Source organism: Enterobacter cloacae complex sp. SHL001, from assembly GCF_049236825.1.
GTDB classification, from domain to species: domain Bacteria; phylum Pseudomonadota; class Gammaproteobacteria; order Enterobacterales; family Enterobacteriaceae; genus Enterobacter; species Enterobacter hormaechei_C.
In genome coordinates this window covers 772785-790347 of record NZ_JBMKIP010000001.1, presented here as the reverse complement: position 1 = coordinate 790347, position 17563 = coordinate 772785, and the positions used below count along the sequence as shown (strand labels likewise).

Sequence of the window (17563 nt, the reverse complement as noted above, 5' to 3'; positions counted from 1 at the left end):
TGCCCGGCGGCGCGTTGCTTGCCGGGCCTACAAAAGCACTACCTAACGATTACCTGAAGGATGGATAGAACACATGAACTTACATGAATATCAGGCCAAACAGCTGTTTGCCCGGTATGGCTTACCGGCTCCGGTGGGTTATGCCTGTACTACCCCGCGTGAAGCAGAAGAAGCCGCGTCTAAAATCGGTTCCGGCCCGTGGGTAGTTAAATGTCAGGTTCACGCTGGTGGCCGTGGTAAAGCGGGCGGTGTGAAGGTTGTTAAGAGCAAAGAAGAGATCCGTGCGTTTGCTGAACATTGGCTCGGCAAGCGTCTGGTAACCTACCAGACAGATGCGAACGGCCAGCCGGTTAACCAGATCCTGGTGGAAGCGGCAACCGACATCGCGAAAGAACTGTACCTCGGCGCAGTCGTAGACCGTAGCTCCCGTCGCGTGGTGTTCATGGCGTCTACCGAAGGCGGCGTGGAAATCGAAAAAGTGGCGGAAGAAACCCCGCACCTGATCCACAAAGTGGCTATCGATCCGCTGGCGGGCCCAATGCCTTACCAGGGTCGTGAGCTGGCATTCAAACTGGGTCTGGAAGGCAAGCTGGTTCAGCAGTTCACCAAGATCTTCATGGGTCTGGCGACCATTTTCCTGGAGCGCGATTTGGCGCTGATCGAGATCAACCCGCTGGTGATCACCACCCAGGGCGACCTGATCTGCCTCGACGGCAAGCTGGGCGCTGACGGCAACGCGCTGTTCCGCCAGTCCGATCTGCGCGAAATGCGCGACCAGTCTCAGGAAGATCCGCGTGAAGCGCAGGCTGCACAATGGGAACTGAACTACGTGGCGCTGGATGGCAACATCGGCTGCATGGTTAACGGTGCGGGCCTGGCAATGGGCACCATGGACATCGTTAAGCTGCACGGCGGTGAGCCAGCGAACTTCCTCGACGTGGGCGGTGGCGCAACCAAAGAGCGCGTAACCGAAGCGTTCAAAATCATCCTCTCTGACAGCAACGTGAAAGCGGTTCTGGTGAACATCTTCGGCGGTATCGTACGTTGCGACCTGATCGCCGACGGTATCATCGGCGCGGTAGAAGAAGTGGGCGTTAACGTTCCGGTTGTTGTACGTCTGGAAGGGAACAACGCTGAACTCGGCGCGAAAAAACTGGCTGACAGCGGCCTGAATATTATTGCAGCGAAAAGTCTGACGGATGCAGCTCAGCAGGTTGTTGCCGCAGTGGAGGGGAAATAATGTCCGTTTTAATTAATAAAGATACCAAGGTTATCTGCCAGGGCTTCACCGGTAGCCAGGGGACTTTCCACTCCGAACAGGCGATTGCCTACGGTACGCAGATGGTTGGCGGCGTAACGCCAGGTAAAGGCGGCACCACCCACCTGGGCCTGCCGGTGTTCAACACCGTGCGTGAAGCGGTAGAAGCGACGGGCGCAACCGCGACCGTGATCTACGTACCGGCGCCGTTCTGCAAAGACTCTATTCTGGAAGCGATCGACGCAGGCATTAAGCTGATCATCACCATCACCGAAGGCATCCCGACGCTGGATATGCTGACCGTGAAGGTGAAGCTGGACGAAGCAGGCGTGCGCATGATCGGCCCGAACTGCCCAGGCGTTATCACTCCAGGCGAATGCAAAATCGGCATCATGCCGGGCCACATTCATCGCCCAGGCAAAGTGGGTATCGTGTCCCGTTCCGGTACCCTGACCTATGAAGCGGTTAAGCAGACCACCGACTACGGTTTCGGCCAGTCCACCTGCGTGGGCATCGGCGGTGACCCGATCCCGGGCTCTAACTTCATCGACATCCTGAAGCTGTTCCAGGAAGATCCACAGACCGAAGCGATCGTGATGATCGGTGAGATCGGTGGTAGCGCGGAAGAAGAAGCGGCTGCTTACATCAAAGATCATGTGACCAAGCCGGTGGTGGGTTACATCGCGGGTGTGACCGCGCCGAAAGGCAAACGTATGGGTCACGCGGGCGCGATTATCGCAGGCGGTAAAGGTACGGCTGATGAGAAATTCGCAGCACTGGAAGCCGCAGGCGTGAAAACCGTTCGCAGCCTGGCGGATATCGGTGAAGCACTGAAATCCATCATTAAGTAAGTCCTCTCTGCTCCCCGATTGGGGCGCGTTGAAGTATAAAAAAATGTCCGTTTCGACATGGTTGGCCGCTGTAAAGCGGCCTTTTTTTATTGCCTGCGTTTAGCCACCAGGGTGAATTTATAGTCGTCGGTGTTAAACACGTTGCGACTGTATTCAAATACCCGGCCGTCTTTCAGAAAGCCACGAGAGACTTTTTCCAGAATCGGTTTTGCCGGATCGAGCGCCAGGGCGGCAATCGCCTCGTCCGATGGCATGACTGGCACCAGCTCCTGCTCGCTGCGATCGATCACCATCTTTTTGATCTGCTCAATGTAATGGTATTTCGACTGTTCCATCACTTCCCAGGTGAGGTCGGGGAACATCGCCAGCGGCATCCATGTCTCTTCCTGATTCACCGGCTTTTCCCTGATGAAGCGTACGCGCTTGACGTGCCAGACCTTATCATCCGGATTGAGCGCAAGTTTTGCCGCGAGCCGCTCATCGGCTTTCACCACTTCGAAGACGCTGACGTCGCTGTGCGTATCGACGTTGCGATCCGCTAACTTTTCGTAAAAACCGGTGAGCTGATAAATATCGTAATTCACCCGCTCCTCTTTTACATACGAGCCGCTGCCCTGAATACTTTCGATGATCTGCTCGTCGGCGAGCAGCTTCAAAGCCTGCCGCACGGTGACCCGGCTGACGCTAAACGCCTCCTGAAGGCTGGATTCCGTCGGCAGCGCGTCGCCAGGTTTTAACTCACCGGCATTAATTTTCTCGCGGAACGCATCGGCGATCTGCCGGTACATCGGTTTATTGCCCATTGTGTCGCGCCTTTTTAATACGTTTTCAGGGAATTATGCCTTCAGTGGTAAATTTGTAAATAATACAAATAAGATACAAATATCGGTGTTAGTGAAAATGATCACATAAATGTATTATCCGGTCTGCCACAATCCTGCCCAGACAATAACTTTGGATAGGTGAGGATCTTATGAACCTGACGACTCTGACCGACCCCCGTGCTGTCTGCGTGCAGGCGCAGTTTACCAGCCGTGATGAGGCAATCCGTCAGCTTGCGACGCGGCTGGTGGCGTTGAGCAAAATAGCCGACGCCGATACGTTTCTGGCAGACGTTTTCCATCGGGAATCGCTTGGCCCGACGGCGCTGGGCGAGGGGCTGGCCGTACCTCATGGTAAATCAGTGGCGGTAAACGAAGCGGCTTTTGCCGTGGCCACACTGCGTGAGCCGCTGGCCTGGGAAGGTGTGGACGGACCGGAGGAGGTCGAGCTAATTTTTCTGCTCGCCATTCCTCCCGCACAAGCGGGATCAACGCATATTCAGGTCCTGACGGAACTGACGTCTCGCCTGGCGGATGACGAGCTCAGGGCGCGCGTGATGACGGCGACCAGCGCGGAAGCGGTGCTTGCGGCGCTGGAAACGGCGCCTGACGCACAAGAAACCGCCGTTGCGGAGAATGCCCCGACGATCGTCTGCGTTACCGCCTGTCCGGCCGGGATCGCCCATACCTACATGGCAGCGGAGTATCTCGAAAAAGCGGGACGTAAGCTCGGCGTCAATGTGGTGGTCGAAAAGCAGGGGGCAAATGGTATTGAGGGGCGCATCACCGCGCAGCAGTTGCAGGAGGCAAAAGCGTGTATCTTCGCGGCGGAAGTGGCGATCAAAGAGCGTGAGCGTTTTCAGGGGATGCCCGCCATTTCCGTGCCCGTCGCGGAACCCTTACGCCATGCGGAAGCGCTCATTGAGCGTGCGCTGGCGCTACAGCCTGTATCCGATGCGCGTCCTGCGCATGTCGACTCGGACGCGAAAAAGTGCGTTAAAACCGAACTCAAGCAGGCGCTGCTCAGCGGTATCTCCTTTGCGGTGCCGCTGATTGTTGCTGGCGGCACGGTGCTGGCGGTGTCGGTACTGCTGGCGCAAATCCTGGGCTTGCAGCATCTGTTCGATCAGGAAAATTCGTGGCTGTGGATGTACCGCAAACTGGGCGGCGGGATGCTCGGTATTCTGATGGTGCCTGTTCTGGCAGCCTATACCGCTTACTCGCTGGCGGATAAACCTGCGCTAACGCCGGGCTTTGCGGCGGGTCTTGCCGCCAATATGATCGGCTCTGGTTTTCTCGGGGCCATCGTCGGCGGGCTGATTGCGGGCTACCTGATGCGCTGGGTAAAAAACCACATCCGACTGAGTAGCCGCTACAACGGCTTTCTGACCTTTTATCTCTATCCGGTGATTGGCGTGCTGGGCGCAGGCAGCCTGATGCTGTTTGTGATCGGCGAACCGGTGGCCTGGATCAATAATGCCCTGACCGCCTGGCTTAACGGTCTGTCCGGCGCGAACGCGCTGCTGCTGGGGGCGATCCTGGGCTTTATGTGCTCGTTCGATCTGGGCGGTCCGGTCAACAAAGCCTCTTACGCGTTCTGTCTGGGAGCGATGGCCAATGGCGTATACGGGCCTTATGCGATTTTTGCCTCCGTCAAAATGGTATCGGCCTTTACCGTGACGGCATCAACGATGCTGGCTCCGAACCTGTTCAAACAGTTCGAAATTGAAACCGGCAAGTCCACCTGGCTGCTGGGGCTGGCGGGCATCACCGAAGGGGCAATTCCGATGGCTATCGAGGATCCGTTGCGGGTCATCGGCTCATTTGTTCTGGGGTCAATGGTGACCGGAGCGATTGTCGGGGCGATGGGGATTGGGCTATCCACCCCCGGCGCGGGCATTTTCTCGCTCTTCTTACTGCATGATGCCGGGCTGGGCGGCGTGATGGCCGCTGTCGGCTGGTTTGGCGCCGCGCTGGCTGGCGCCACAATCTCTACGCTCATTTTACTGCTCTGGCGACGCCAGGCCGTGAAGAGCGGCACCTACGTGACTGAAGACATACCATCGTAAACACGCACTGACAGGAAACGAAGATGAAAGCTGTATCTCGCGTTCATATCACGCCACATATGCACTGGGACCGGGAGTGGTACTTCACCACCGAAGCGTCACGTATTCTTCTGGTCAATAATATGGAAGAGATCCTCACTCGTCTTGAGCAGGACGCAGAGTATAAATACTACGTACTCGACGGCCAGACGGCGGTGCTGGAAGATTATTTTGCCGTGAAACCGGAAAACAGGCCACGCGTGAAGGCACTGGTGGCGGCCGGGAAGCTGATTATCGGGCCGTGGTATACCCAGACGGATACCACCCTTGTTTCCGGCGAGTCGATTGTCCGAAATCTGATGTACGGTATACGCGACTGTCTGGCCTTTGGCGAGCCGATGAAAATTGGCTATCTGCCGGACTCCTTCGGCATGTCTTCCCAGCTGCCGCACATTTACAATGGTTTTGGCATCACGCGCACCATGTTCTGGCGCGGGTGTTCCGAGCGGCACGGTACCGATAAAACCGAATTTCTCTGGCAAAGTCAGGACGGCAGCGAAGTGACGGCACAGGTGCTGCCGCTGGGCTACGCGATTGGTAAGTACTTACCGGAGGATGAGGCCGGGCTGCGCAAACGGCTCGACACGTACTTCGAGGTGCTGGAAAAAGCCTCCGTGACGAAAGAAATTTTGCTGCCTAACGGCCATGATCAGATGCCGCTCCAGCAGAACATCTTTGCGGTGATGGATAAGCTGCGCGAAATCTATCCGCAGCGTCAGTTTGTGATGAGCCGCTTCGAGGAGGTGTTTGACCACATTGACGCGCACCGCGATGAACTGGCGACGCTGAAAGGGGAGTTTATTGACGGTAAATATATGCGGGTGCACCGGACGATAGGCTCCACGCGGATGGACATCAAAATCGCCCACGCCCGGATAGAGAATAAAATCGTCAACGTCCTTGAGCCGCTGGCCACGCTTGCCTGGACGCTGGGCTTTGAGTATCACCACGGCTTGCTGGAAAAAATGTGGAAAGAGATCCTCAAGAATCACGCCCATGACAGTATCGGCTGCTGCTGTAGTGACAAAGTGCATCGTGAGGTGATGTGCCGCTTCGAGCTGGCGGAAGACATGGCCGATAACCTGACGTGCTTCTATATGCGCAAGATTGTCGACAACATGCCGCAGAGCGAGGAAGACAAACTGGTGATGTTTAACCTCACGCCCTGGCCGCGTGAGGAAGTGATTAACACCACGATACGTCTGCGCGCCAGCCAGTTCCGCCTGCTGGACGATAGGGGGAATGAAATCCCTTACTGCCTGCGCAGCGCGCGTGAAATCGACCCCGGCTTGATTGACCGGCAGATTGTGCATTACGGCAACTACGATCCCTTTATGGAGTTTGATATCCAGCTCAATCAGATCCTGCCATCAATGGGTTACCGCACGCTCTGTATCGAGCCGCACGTGGCCGGCAAGCTGCTGGCGGCAGAAAAATCGTCGGAGGCGTTGCTGGAAAATGCTTTCTGGGAAATAACGTTAAACGACGACGGCACCCTGCGTCTGCTCGATAAAGCGTCCGGGCTTATCTATGACCGCGCGCTGGAAATAGAAGAGAGCTCGGATGATGGCGATGAGTACGACTACTCGCCTTCACGGGAAGAGTGGAGACTCACTTCCGCTCAGGGCGAGCATGAGGTTGAGGTGATCCACGAGGCCTGGCAGAGCAGGGCGGTGATCCGCCATCGCATGGCGGTGCCGGCGGATCTCACCGAACGTTCTGCGCGTCAGCAGACGGGAACGCTTGAGGCAGAACTCACGGTCACGCTCAGCCATAACAGCCGACGTATCGACGTTGAGGCGCGTCTCGGAAATCACGCGGATGACCACCGTGTGCGGGTGCTGATCCCGACGCCATTTACCGCAGACACGGTGTTAGCCGATACCCAGTTCGGTTCGCTGACGCGACCTGTACAGGATGAAGCGATGGCGAACTGGCAGGAGGAGGGCTGGAAGGAAGCGCCGCTGCCGGTGTGGAATCTGCTCAACTACGCGGTGCTCCAGGAACGGCGTAACGGAATGGCCCTGTTTACCGAAGGGTTGCGCGAATTTGAAGTGACTGGCGAGCGTCAAAAAACGTTTGCCCTGACGTTGCTTCGCGGCGTGGGGGTGCTTGGGAAGGAAGATTTACTGCTGCGCCCCGGCAGACCGTCCGGGATCAAAATGCCGGTGCCTGATTCGCAGATGCGGGGCCAGTTAACCTGTCGCTTTAGCCTGTTCAGTTTTAATGGTACGCCCGTCAGTGCTGGCGTTGCGCAGCAGGCGAAGTCGTGGTTAACGCCAGTGCACTGTTATAACAAAATCCCGTGGGATGCGATGAAGCTTAACCGCGCCTCTTTCACCACACCCTGTAGCTATAGCCTGTTAACGCTGGCGCCTAACGGATGCGTACTCAGTGCGCTGAAAAAAGCGGAGGATCGTGACGAGATGATTCTTCGTCTGTACAACCCTTCGGAGACCCGCTCCGGTGATGTGACTTTGTCTGTGAACCGTGAGGTCCAGGCCTGTTGCGAAACGGACATGAATGAGGTCCGCAAGGCGCAAGGGGAGGAGGGCTCAGCCATTACGGGACCTTTCCGGCCAGGCCAGTCACGCACCTTTAGCATAAAAATTGAAAGGTAATCCTCCGAACAAAATAAAGGCCGCATTCCTGCGGCCTTTATTTCATCAAATAGTCACGAAAGGGTGTTAATTTTAAGATTATTAAAGGTGAATGAAATGTAATCGTTTCGGCGGGTAGCAAAGTGAAAGAAAAATACTGTGAAGCAGATAACATTATATGGTTATCTTTCGGCAAAATGCGTTTTTTCTCGCGCGTTAATAAAAATCACAACTGTTTATATTATCTTCTGGCTTTTATAACCAATAACGCCTTTAAATATACATATTGTTAACAAGGTTTTTACTATCCGCACCACAAAGAAACATCATTAACAGCTCTGACTGTTTTTGATTTAAATCAATGTTTAATCCTTGGAAAAAGGCTCCGAAAGGCGTTAAATTGTCCCCGATCAAAATGGCCGAAAAGTGGTAATTTTGCTATAAATTGATCGCCGTCGAAAAACGTAAATCTGTTCGAATAAAAACCTGTTTATTGTAAGGGTTTTGCAGCGTATTATATTTACGGGATCAATTTGGTTTTTTCTTAACGTATTTGTAACCTTTCATCATTGCTTTTTCCTCCTGAAGAGAATAAGCAACGAAGAAGGGAAGCAGATAACTTTGTATTGGGGCATGCGTGTGGATCCTTATCTAACGGGGTTCACTCTCGGAGTCTTCATGCGATGAGCAAGGAGTCATAATGTTAGACGTAGTCGAACTGTCGCGCTTACAGTTTGCCTTGACCGCGATGTACCACTTCCTGTTTGTGCCGCTGACGCTCGGTATGGCGTTCCTGCTGGCCATCATGGAAACGGTTTACGTCCTCTCCGGCAAACAGATTTATAAAGATATGACCAAGTTCTGGGGCAAGTTGTTTGGTATCAACTTTGCGCTGGGCGTGGCAACCGGTCTGACCATGGAGTTCCAGTTCGGGACAAACTGGTCTTACTATTCCCACTATGTGGGGGATATTTTCGGTGCGCCGCTGGCCATTGAAGGTCTGATGGCCTTCTTCCTCGAATCCACCTTTGTAGGTCTGTTCTTCTTCGGTTGGGACCGTCTGGGTAAAGTCCAGCATATGGCGGTAACCTGGCTGGTGGCATTAGGCTCCAACTTGTCCGCACTGTGGATCCTGGTGGCGAACGGCTGGATGCAAAACCCAATCGCATCTGATTTCAACTTCGAAACCATGCGTATGGAGATGGTCAGCTTCGCTGAGCTGGTCCTGAACCCGGTTGCTCAGGTTAAATTCGTTCACACCGTGGCGTCTGGGTATGTGTGCGGCGCGATGTTCGTGCTGGGCATCAGCTCCTACTATATGCTGCGCGGCCGTGACTTCGCGTTCGCCAAGCGTTCTTTTGCTATCGCAGCAAGCTTCGGTATGGCCGCGATTCTGTCCGTGATTGTTCTGGGTGATGAATCCGGTTACGAAATGGGCGACGTGCAGAAAACCAAACTCGCCGCAATTGAAGCTGAATGGGAAACCCAGCCGGCACCGGCAGCGTTTACCCTGTTCGGTGTGCCTGACCAGGAAGCGCAGGAAAACCGCTTCGCCATTCAAATTCCTTACGCTCTGGGTATTATCGCCACGCGCTCCGTCGACAAACAGGTGACTGGCCTGAAAGATCTGATGGTGCAGCATGAAGAGCGTATCCGTAACGGGATGAAAGCCTACTCGCTGCTGGAACAGCTGCGCGCCGGCTCTACCGACCAGGCCGTTCGCGATCAATTTAACGACGTGAAGAAAGACCTCGGTTACGGTCTGCTGCTGAAACGCTATACCCCGAACGTCTCCGACGCGACGGAAGCGCAGATTCAGATGGCAACCAAAGACTCTATTCCACGCGTTGCGCCGCTGTACTTCGCGTTCCGCATCATGGTGGGTTGCGGCATTATCATGCTGCTGATCATCGCGGCCTCGTTCTGGTCAGTCATTCGTAACCGTATCGGTGAGAAAAAATGGCTGCTGCGCACCGCGCTGTACGGTATCCCACTGCCATGGATTGCTATCGAGTCCGGCTGGTTTGTTGCGGAATATGGCCGTCAGCCGTGGGCGATCGGTGAGGTGCTGCCAACAGCGGTAGCGAACTCCTCCCTGACCGCAGGCGACCTGATCTTCTCCATGCTGCTCATTTGCGGTCTGTACACCCTGTTCCTGGTGGCTGAACTGTTCCTGATGTTCAAGTTCGCGCGCCTTGGCCCAAGCAGCCTGAAAACCGGTCGCTACCACTACGAGCAGTCTGTTGCGACTACTCAGCCGGCACGCTAAGACAGGAGTCATCAAATGATCGATTATGAAGTATTGCGTTTTATCTGGTGGCTGCTGATCGGTGTTCTGCTGATTGGTTTCGCGGTCACCGATGGTTTCGACATGGGCGTGGGCATGCTCACCCGTTTCCTCGGTCGTAATGACACCGAGCGTCGAATCATGATCAACTCCATCGCCCCGCACTGGGACGGTAACCAGGTGTGGCTGATCACCGCAGGCGGCGCGCTGTTCGCTGCCTGGCCGATGGTCTACGCGGCTGCGTTCTCCGGCTTCTATGTGGCGATGATTCTGGTGCTGGCTTCTTTATTCTTCCGTCCGGTGGGTTTCGACTACCGTTCCAAGATTGAAGACACCCGCTGGCGTAACATGTGGGACTGGGGCATCTTCATCGGTAGCTTCGTTCCACCGCTGGTCATTGGTGTGGCGTTCGGTAACCTGTTGCAGGGCGTACCGTTCCACGTCGACGAATATATGCGTCTGTTCTACACCGGTAACTTCTTCCAGCTGCTGAATCCGTTTGGTCTGCTGGCAGGCGTGGTGAGCGTGGCGATGATCATCACCCAGGGGGCAACCTATCTCCAGATGCGTACCGTAGGTGAACTGCATCTGCGTTCCCGCGCTACCGCTCAGGTGGCAGCGCTGGTGACGCTGGTCTGCTTCGCTCTGGCCGGTGTGTGGGTCGTGTATGGTATTGATGGATACGTGGTGACGTCCGCTATCAACCATGCTGCACCGTCTAACCCGCTGACCAAAGAGGTGGCGCGTCAGGCCGGTGCATGGCTGGTGAACTTCAACAATACCCCTGTGCTGTGGGCTATCCCGGCTCTGGGTGTGCTGCTGCCACTGCTGACCGTGCTGACGTCTCGTCTGGAGAAAGGCGCTCTGGCGTTCGTATTCTCTTCCCTGACGCTGGCGTGCATCATCCTGACGGCCGGTATTGCGATGTTCCCGTTCGTGATGCCATCCAGCACCATGATGAATGCCAGCCTGACCATGTGGGATGCAACGTCCAGCCATATGACGCTGAACTTAATGACCTATGTGGCTTGCGTGTTCGTTCCGATTGTTCTGGCTTACACCATCTGGTGTTACTGGAAAATGTTCGGTCGTATCACTAAAGAACATATCGAAAGCAACACCCACTCTATGTACTAAGTAAGGAGCTGAATATGTGGTATTTCGCATGGATTTTAGGGACGCTTCTTGCCTGTGCGTTTGGTGTCATCACTGCCCTGGCGCTTGAGCATGTAGAAGCGACCAAAGCAGGTGAAGAAAAGCACTAATGAATATTATCGCAACGTTATATGCGGTAATGGATAAGCGCCCCTTGAGGGCGCTTTCCCTCATTATGGCATTACTGCTGGCAGGCTGTATCTTCTGGGACCCGTCGCGCTTCGCGGCGAAAACCAGCGAGCTTGAAATCTGGCATGGCTTCCTGATTATGTGGGCGGTGTGCGCAGGCGTGATTCACGGTGTCGGCTTTCGTCCGAAAGCGCTACACTGGCAGGGCATCTTCTGCCCACTGATTGCCGATCTGGTTCTTCTCGCCGGTTTGATTTTCTTCTTCTTCTGAATAAGAAATGTCCGTTAACGTTATGGGCTTACCCTGGCCCATAAAAATTTACTCTCCGTTTACTTTCTCCCATTCCAAACCATCATTCCCGCGCGTATAGTAGCGAAGTTTGAAAGCTCCAACTTTTCTTGTATTACCGGGATGTAAAGTGAATACAACGCTGTTTCGATGGCCGGTACGTGTCTATTACGAAGATACCGATGCCGGTGGTGTGGTCTACCACGCCAGCTACGTTGCTTTTTATGAACGGGCACGCACAGAGATGCTGCGCCATCATCACTTTAGTCAACAGGTGCTGTTGGCTGAGCGAGTTGCCTTCGTGGTACGCAAGATGACGCTTGAGTATTTTGCGCCTGCCAGACTCGACGATATGCTCGAAGTCCAAACAGAAATTACATCAATGCGCGGAACTTCACTGGTTTTCACGCAGCGGATAGTCAATGCAGAGAACACGGTACTGAACTCAGCTGAAGTCCTGATTGTCTGTGTTGATCCAACCATAATGAAGCCTCGTGCGCTTCCTAAGTCTATTGTCGCGGAGTTTAAGCAGTGACTGACATGAATATCCTTGATTTGTTCCTGAAGGCAAGCCTTCTGGTTAAACTTATCATGTTGATTTTGATTGGTTTTTCAATCGCATCCTGGGCCATCATCATCCAGAGAACGCGTATCCTCAATGCCGCTGGCCGCGAAGCCGAAGCGTTTGAAGATAAGTTCTGGTCGGGTATTGAGCTTTCTCGTCTGTACCAGGAAAGCCAGGGACGCCGTGATAACCTTTCAGGCTCCGAACAAATTTTCTACAGCGGTTTCAAAGAGTTCGCTCGCTTACATCGCGCTAACAGCCATGCGCCGGAAGCCGTGGTAGAAGGGGCGTCGCGTGCGATGCGCATCTCCATGAACCGCGAACTGGAAAATCTTGAAACGCATATTCCTTTCCTCGGAACCGTTGGCTCCATCAGCCCGTATATCGGCCTGTTTGGTACGGTGTGGGGGATCATGCACGCCTTTATCGCCCTTGGGGCGGTGAAGCAGGCAACGTTGCAGATGGTTGCGCCGGGTATCGCAGAAGCACTGATCGCGACCGCAATCGGTCTGTTCGCCGCAATTCCGGCGGTAATGGCGTACAACCGTCTGAACCAGCGCGTGAACAAACTGGAACTGAACTACGACAACTTTATGGAAGAGTTCACCGCGATTCTGCATCGTCAGGCGTTTACCAGCACCGAGAGCAACAAGGGGTAAACCATGGCCAGATCGCGTGGACGAGGTCGTCGCGAGCTCAAGTCCGAAATCAATATCGTTCCGTTACTGGACGTGCTGCTGGTGCTGCTGCTGATCTTTATGGCGACGGCGCCCATCATCACCCAGAGCGTGGAAGTTGATCTGCCGGATGCGACAGAATCACAGGCGGTAAGCACCAATGACGATCCTCCGGTCATCATTGAGGTTTCCGGCGTAGGGCAGTACAGCGTGGTGGTAGAGAAAGATCGTATGGATCAGCTTCCGCCAGAGCAGGTTATTGCTGAAGCGCAACGACGCCTGGAGTCAAATCCGAAGACGGTCTTCTTAATCGGTGGTGCGAAAGACGTACCATATGATGAAATTATCAAAGCGCTGAACTTGCTACATAGCGCGGGCGTTAAGTCAGTTGGCTTAATGACTCAGCCTATTTGATCATCTGCGTAGTTTTTGGGAACCGATAGTGTCAAAGGCAACCGAACAGAACGACAAGCTTAAGCGAGCGATAATCGTCTCCGCAGTGCTGCACGTAATTCTTTTTGCAGCGCTGATCTGGAGTTCGTTCGATGAGCACCTTGATGCATCAGGCGGCGGTGGGGGCTCGTCTATCGACGCCGTCATGGTGGATCCCGGTGCGATCGTTCAGAACTATAATCGTCAGCAACAGCAGCAGGCGAGCTCTAAACGTGCTGAAGAGCAGCGAGAAAAACAGGCGCAACAGCAGGCGGAAGAGCTGCGTGAAAAGCAGGCCGCCGAGCAGGAACGTCTGAAGCAGCTTGAGAAAGAGCGTTTGCAGGCGCAGGAAGCGGCGAAAGAGCAGGCAGAGCAGCAGAAGCAGGCTGAAGCCGCTGCGAAGAAGGCGCAGGAACAGCAGAAGCAGGCGGAAGAGGCGGCAGCCAAAGCCGCGGCTGATGCAAAAGCGCAGGCTGACGCACAGGCGAAATTAGCGGCTGACGCGGCGAAGAAAGCCGCTGCTGATGCTCAGAAAAAAGCGGAAGCAGAAGCTGCGAAGAAAGCCGCTGCTGATGCTCAGAAAAAAGCGGAAGCAGAAGCTGCGAAGAAAGCCGCTGCTGATGCCCAGAAGAAAGCGGAAGCAGAAGCCGCGAAGAAAGCCGCTCAGGAAGCAGAGAAGAAAGCTGCTGCCGATGCTGCGAAGAAAGCGGCTGCTGCCGAGAAGGCTGCGGCTGAAAAAGCGGCTGCCGCTGAAAAAGCTGCGGCTGATAAAAAAGCGGCTGCCGAGAAAGCTGCCGCAGCTAAAAAAGCTGCTGCCGAAAAAGCCGCAGCCGACAAGAAAGCTGCCGCTGAAAAAGCCGCTGCCAGGAAGGCCGCTGCTGAAAAAGCTGCCGCTGAAGCAGCCACCGCTGACGATATCATTGGCGACCTGAGTTCTGGTAAGAATGCACCGAAAACGGGCGGTGGGGCGAAAGGAAGTAACGCAGCACCGGCAGGAAGTGGTAACACTAAGAACAACGGTGCTTCTGGCGCTGAGATCAACGACTATAAGAATCAGATTGCTGCGGCTATATCCAGCAGGCTTAACGATAAATCATTGTATACAGGGAAAACATGCAGACTGCATATTAAACTGCATACTGATGGTACCGTGCTGAGCGTTGAGTCTGAAGGAGGCGATGACGCATTATGCCAGGCTGCACTTGTGGCAGTGAATCAGGCAAAACTGCCAAAACCTCCGTCACAGGCTGTCTATGAAGTGTTCAAAGACGCTTCGCTGAACTTTAAGCCATAAGCAGAGCTGCGGTTATCGGGTTCTGATAGTTTTGTGTATTTGAGTTTGTTAACCTTCTGCTAAATTATCCAGGACTTATTGTTCGGATAAGGGAGATATGATGAAGCAGGCATTACGATTAGCTTTTGGTTTTTTAGTACTGTTGACGTCAGCAGTGCATGCCACAGTAAGCATCGACATTACCGACTGGAACGACTCAGCGCGTCCAATCGGTGTCGTTCCGTTCCAGTGGGCAGGCCCGGGCGCTGCGCCTGAAGATATTGGCGGCATTGTTGCAGCTGACCTGCGTAACAGCGGTAAATTTAACCCCTTAGATCGTTCTCGTCTGCCGCAGCAGCCGGGTACCGCTCAGGAAGTTCAACCTGCTGCATGGTCTGCACTGGGTATTGATGCCGTGGTTGTCGGACAGGTTACTCCTGCGCCAGACGGCGGCTATAACGTCGCTTATCAGCTGGTGGATACCGGCGGTGCGCCGGGTACCGTTCTGGCTCAAAACACGTATAAGGTGAACAAGCAGTGGCTGCGTTACGCAGGCCATACGGCGAGTGACGAAGTGTTTGAGAAGCTGACCGGTATTAAAGGTGCGTTCCGTACCCGTATCGCGTACGTAGTACAGACCAACGGCGGCCAGTTCCCTTATGAGCTGCGCGTCTCTGACTACGATGGCTACAACCAGTTCACCGTACACCGTTCACCACAGCCGCTGATGTCTCCGGCATGGTCTCCGGACGGCTCTAAGCTGGCGTACGTGACCTTCGAAAGCGGCCGTTCCGCGCTGGTTATCCAGACGCTCTCTAACGGTGCTGTGCGTCAGGTTGCGTCATTCCCGCGTCACAACGGTGCGCCTGCGTTCTCTCCGGACGGTACCAAACTGGCGTTTGCCCTGTCTAAAACCGGTAGCCTGAACCTGTACGTGATGGATATTGGTTCTGGTCAGATCCGTCAGGTCACGGATGGTCGTAGCAACAACACTGAGCCAACCTGGTTCCCGGACAGCCAGAATCTGGCCTTTACGTCTGACCAGGCAGGTCGACCACAAGTTTATAAAGTGAATATCAACGGCGGAGCAGCGCAGCGTATTACCTGGGAAGGTTCTCAGAACCAGGATGCTGACGTCAGTGCCGATGGTAAAACGATGGTAATGGTCAGTACTGCGGGTGGTCAGCAGCACATTGCCAAACAAGATCTGGTAACGGGGGGCGTACAAGTACTGTCGTCAACGTTCCTGGATGAAACGCCAAGTCTGGCACCTAACGGCACCATGGTAATCTACAGCTCTTCTCAGGGGATGGGATCCGTGCTGAATCTGGTTTCTACAGATGGGCGTTTCAAAGCGCGTCTTCCGGCAACTGATGGACAGGTAAAATCACCTGCCTGGTCGCCGTATCTGTAATAATAATTAATTGATTACTAAAGGAATCTTAGAAATGCAACTGAACAAAGTGCTGAAGGGGCTGATGATCGCTCTGCCTGTTATGGCAATCGCAGCGTGTTCTTCTAACAAGAATGCAAGCAATGACCAGAGCGGCGAAGGCATGATGGGTGCCGGCACCGGTATGGACGCTAACGGCAATGGCAATATGTCTTCTGAAGAGCAAGCGCGTCTTCAGATGCAGCAGTTACAGCAGAACAACATCGTTTACTTCGATCTGGATAAATACGACATCCGTTCTGACTTCGCTGCAATGCTGGATGCGCACGCAAACTTCCTGCGTAGCAACCCGTCTTACAAAGTCACCGTAGAAGGTCATGCGGACGAACGTGGTACTCCGGAGTACAACATCTCCCTGGGTGAACGTCGTGCAAACGCTGTTAAAATGTACCTCCAGGGTAAAGGCGTTTCTGCTGACCAGATCTCCATCGTTTCTTACGGTAAAGAAAAACCAGCAGTACTGGGTCACGACGAAGCGGCTTACTCCAAAAACCGTCGTGCCGTACTCGTTTACTAAGAGAATTGCATGAGCAGTAACTTCAGACATCATCTGATGAGTCTGTCGTTACTGGTTGGAATAGCGGCCCCCTGGGCCGCTTTTGCTCAGGCACCAATCAGTAGTGTCGGCTCAGGCTCGGTAGAAGACCGGGTCACTCAACTCGAGCGTATTTCTAACGCTCACAGCCAGCTTTTAACTCAACTCCAGCAGCAGCTTTCCGATAACCAGAATGATATTGATTCCCTTCGTGGTCAGATCCAGGAGAGTCAGTATCAGCTTAATCAGGTTGTGGAGCGCCAGAAGCAAATTTTGTTGCAGATGGATAGCCTGAACAGCGGCGGAGCAGCAGCACAGCCAGCAGCAGGCGATCAAAGCGGTGCGGCAACGCCTGCACCTGCGGCAGATGCCTCCGCGTCGTCTGGTGCGCCTGTACAGAGCGGTGACGCGAATACGGACTACAACGCGGCCATTGCCCTGGTGCAGGACAAATCGCGCCAGGACGATGCTATCGTTGCGTTTCAGAACTTTGTTAAGAAGTACCCTGATTCCACTTACCAGCCAAATGCGAACTACTGGCTGGGTCAGTTGAATTACAACAAGGGTAAAAAGGATGATGCGGCGTTTTATTTTGCCTCTGTGGTGAAAAATTACCCGAAATCACCGAAAGCGCCTGATGCGATGTATAAAGTCGGCGTGATCATGCAGGACAAAGGCGACACTGCAAAAGCCAAAGCGGTTTATCAGCAGGTGGTTGCAAAATTCCCGGGTACAGACGGCGCCAAACAAGCGCAAAAACGTTTGAGTTCGATGGGTTGATTATCGCATGACCAGAAATCGCGTCATTTCTGGTCGTGCAGCATGATTCCTAAGCAGTTAAATGATCTTCATCGAAATTTTTGTTGCGCAGAATTCTTAAATCAGTAATATATGCCGCCGTTGCCACGGGATATCAAACAACGTGAAAGCAGCGCAAAAGTGGGTCGTTAGCTCAGTTGGTAGAGCAGTTGACTTTTAATCAATTGGTCGCAGGTTCGAATCCTGCACGACCCACCACTTAAAGCAGTTCTGGCAGTACAGAGTGGGTGATTAGCTCAGTTGGTAGAGCATCTCCTTTACACGGAGGGGGTCGGCGGTTCGAGCCCGTCATCACCCACCACTCGGGTCGT

General features: G+C 54.1%; 16 protein-coding genes and 2 tRNA genes. 17 read left to right on the top strand and 1 reads right to left on the bottom strand.

Going from position 1 to position 17563, the window contains the following annotated elements; translation table 11 throughout:
- The first annotated feature begins 73 nt into the window (after window positions 1-73).
- Both sucC and sucD read left to right on the top strand, forming a co-directional pair.
- Complete coding sequence (sucC, locus tag ACOTYH_RS03890) at window positions 74-1240, top strand: ADP-forming succinate--CoA ligase subunit beta (RefSeq protein WP_017384968.1); 1167 nt, start codon at window positions 74-76, stop codon at window positions 1238-1240.
- Entirely contained in the window at window positions 1240-2109 is an 870-nt protein-coding gene (gene sucD / locus ACOTYH_RS03885) for a succinate--CoA ligase subunit alpha (RefSeq protein ID WP_003858609.1), read from the top strand. Before sucC ends, sucD begins: the two co-directional genes overlap by 1 nt.
- A gap of 86 nt (window positions 2110-2195) precedes the next feature.
- On the opposite strand, the gene ACOTYH_RS03880 is transcribed toward sucD, so the two are convergent.
- A complete protein-coding gene (locus tag ACOTYH_RS03880) occupies window positions 2196-2912 on the bottom strand; it encodes a GntR family transcriptional regulator (RefSeq protein ID WP_032670329.1) in 717 nt (238 codons plus the stop codon).
- A 170-nt stretch (window positions 2913-3082) separates the two neighbouring features.
- Between ACOTYH_RS03880 and mngA the strand changes: the two genes are divergently transcribed.
- The 15 genes from mngA to ACOTYH_RS03805 all read left to right on the top strand — a co-directional run bounded on the left by mngA (window position 3083) and on the right by ACOTYH_RS03805 (window position 17553).
- A complete protein-coding gene (gene mngA / locus ACOTYH_RS03875; RefSeq protein WP_032670328.1) occupies window positions 3083-4999 on the top strand; it encodes a PTS 2-O-a-mannosyl-D-glycerate transporter subunit IIABC in 1917 nt (638 codons plus the stop codon).
- Window positions 5000-5022: 23 nt separating this feature from the next.
- Window positions 5023-7659: a mannosylglycerate hydrolase gene (gene mngB / locus ACOTYH_RS03870; protein ID WP_421637561.1), complete on the top strand. Its 2637-nt coding sequence runs from the start codon at window positions 5023-5025 to the stop codon at window positions 7657-7659.
- Between the two features lie 679 nt (window positions 7660-8338).
- A complete protein-coding gene (cydA, locus tag ACOTYH_RS03865; protein ID WP_003858601.1) occupies window positions 8339-9907 on the top strand; it encodes a cytochrome ubiquinol oxidase subunit I in 1569 nt (522 codons plus the stop codon).
- Window positions 9908-9922: 15 nt separating this feature from the next.
- Window positions 9923-11062 carry a cytochrome d ubiquinol oxidase subunit II gene (gene cydB / locus ACOTYH_RS03860; protein WP_023303309.1) on the top strand — a complete coding sequence of 380 codons (1140 nt, stop codon included), beginning with the start codon at window positions 9923-9925 and terminating at the stop codon, window positions 11060-11062.
- A 14-nt stretch (window positions 11063-11076) separates the two neighbouring features.
- Entirely contained in the window at window positions 11077-11190 is a 114-nt protein-coding gene (gene cydX / locus ACOTYH_RS03855; RefSeq protein WP_003858598.1) for a cytochrome bd-I oxidase subunit CydX, read from the top strand.
- A complete protein-coding gene (gene ybgE / locus ACOTYH_RS03850; RefSeq protein ID WP_003858596.1) occupies window positions 11190-11480 on the top strand; it encodes a cyd operon protein YbgE in 291 nt (96 codons plus the stop codon). Before cydX ends, ybgE begins: the two co-directional genes overlap by 1 nt.
- Window positions 11481-11628: 148 nt before the next feature.
- A complete protein-coding gene (gene ybgC / locus ACOTYH_RS03845) occupies window positions 11629-12033 on the top strand; it encodes a tol-pal system-associated acyl-CoA thioesterase (RefSeq protein WP_003858593.1) in 405 nt (134 codons plus the stop codon).
- Window positions 12030-12722, top strand: a complete 693-nt coding sequence (gene tolQ, locus ACOTYH_RS03840; RefSeq protein WP_003858590.1) for a Tol-Pal system protein TolQ — start codon at window positions 12030-12032, stop codon at window positions 12720-12722. The genes ybgC and tolQ overlap by 4 nt, the downstream gene beginning before the upstream one ends.
- Window positions 12723-12725: 3 nt before the next feature.
- Window positions 12726-13154 (top strand): colicin uptake protein TolR, encoded by a 429-nt coding sequence (gene tolR / locus ACOTYH_RS03835; RefSeq protein ID WP_003858589.1) that lies wholly within the window; start codon window positions 12726-12728, stop codon window positions 13152-13154.
- 28 nt (window positions 13155-13182) lie between these two features.
- Window positions 13183-14466, top strand: coding sequence for a cell envelope integrity protein TolA (gene tolA / locus ACOTYH_RS03830; protein ID WP_126765402.1), 1284 nt, complete (start codon window positions 13183-13185; stop codon window positions 14464-14466).
- A gap of 100 nt (window positions 14467-14566) precedes the next feature.
- Window positions 14567-15859 carry a Tol-Pal system beta propeller repeat protein TolB gene (gene tolB / locus ACOTYH_RS03825; protein WP_017384962.1) on the top strand — a complete coding sequence of 431 codons (1293 nt, stop codon included), beginning with the start codon at window positions 14567-14569 and terminating at the stop codon, window positions 15857-15859.
- Window positions 15860-15893: 34 nt separating this feature from the next.
- Window positions 15894-16415, top strand: coding sequence for a peptidoglycan-associated lipoprotein Pal (gene pal / locus ACOTYH_RS03820; RefSeq protein WP_003858578.1), 522 nt, complete (start codon window positions 15894-15896; stop codon window positions 16413-16415).
- 9 nt (window positions 16416-16424) lie between these two features.
- Window positions 16425-17213, top strand: coding sequence for a cell division protein CpoB (gene cpoB / locus ACOTYH_RS03815; protein ID WP_003858574.1), 789 nt, complete (start codon window positions 16425-16427; stop codon window positions 17211-17213).
- Window positions 17214-17374: 161 nt separating this feature from the next.
- A tRNA-Lys gene (locus tag ACOTYH_RS03810) sits at window positions 17375-17450 on the top strand.
- A gap of 27 nt (window positions 17451-17477) precedes the next feature.
- Window positions 17478-17553 (top strand) — tRNA-Val (locus ACOTYH_RS03805).
- Window positions 17554-17563: the final 10 nt, after the last annotated feature.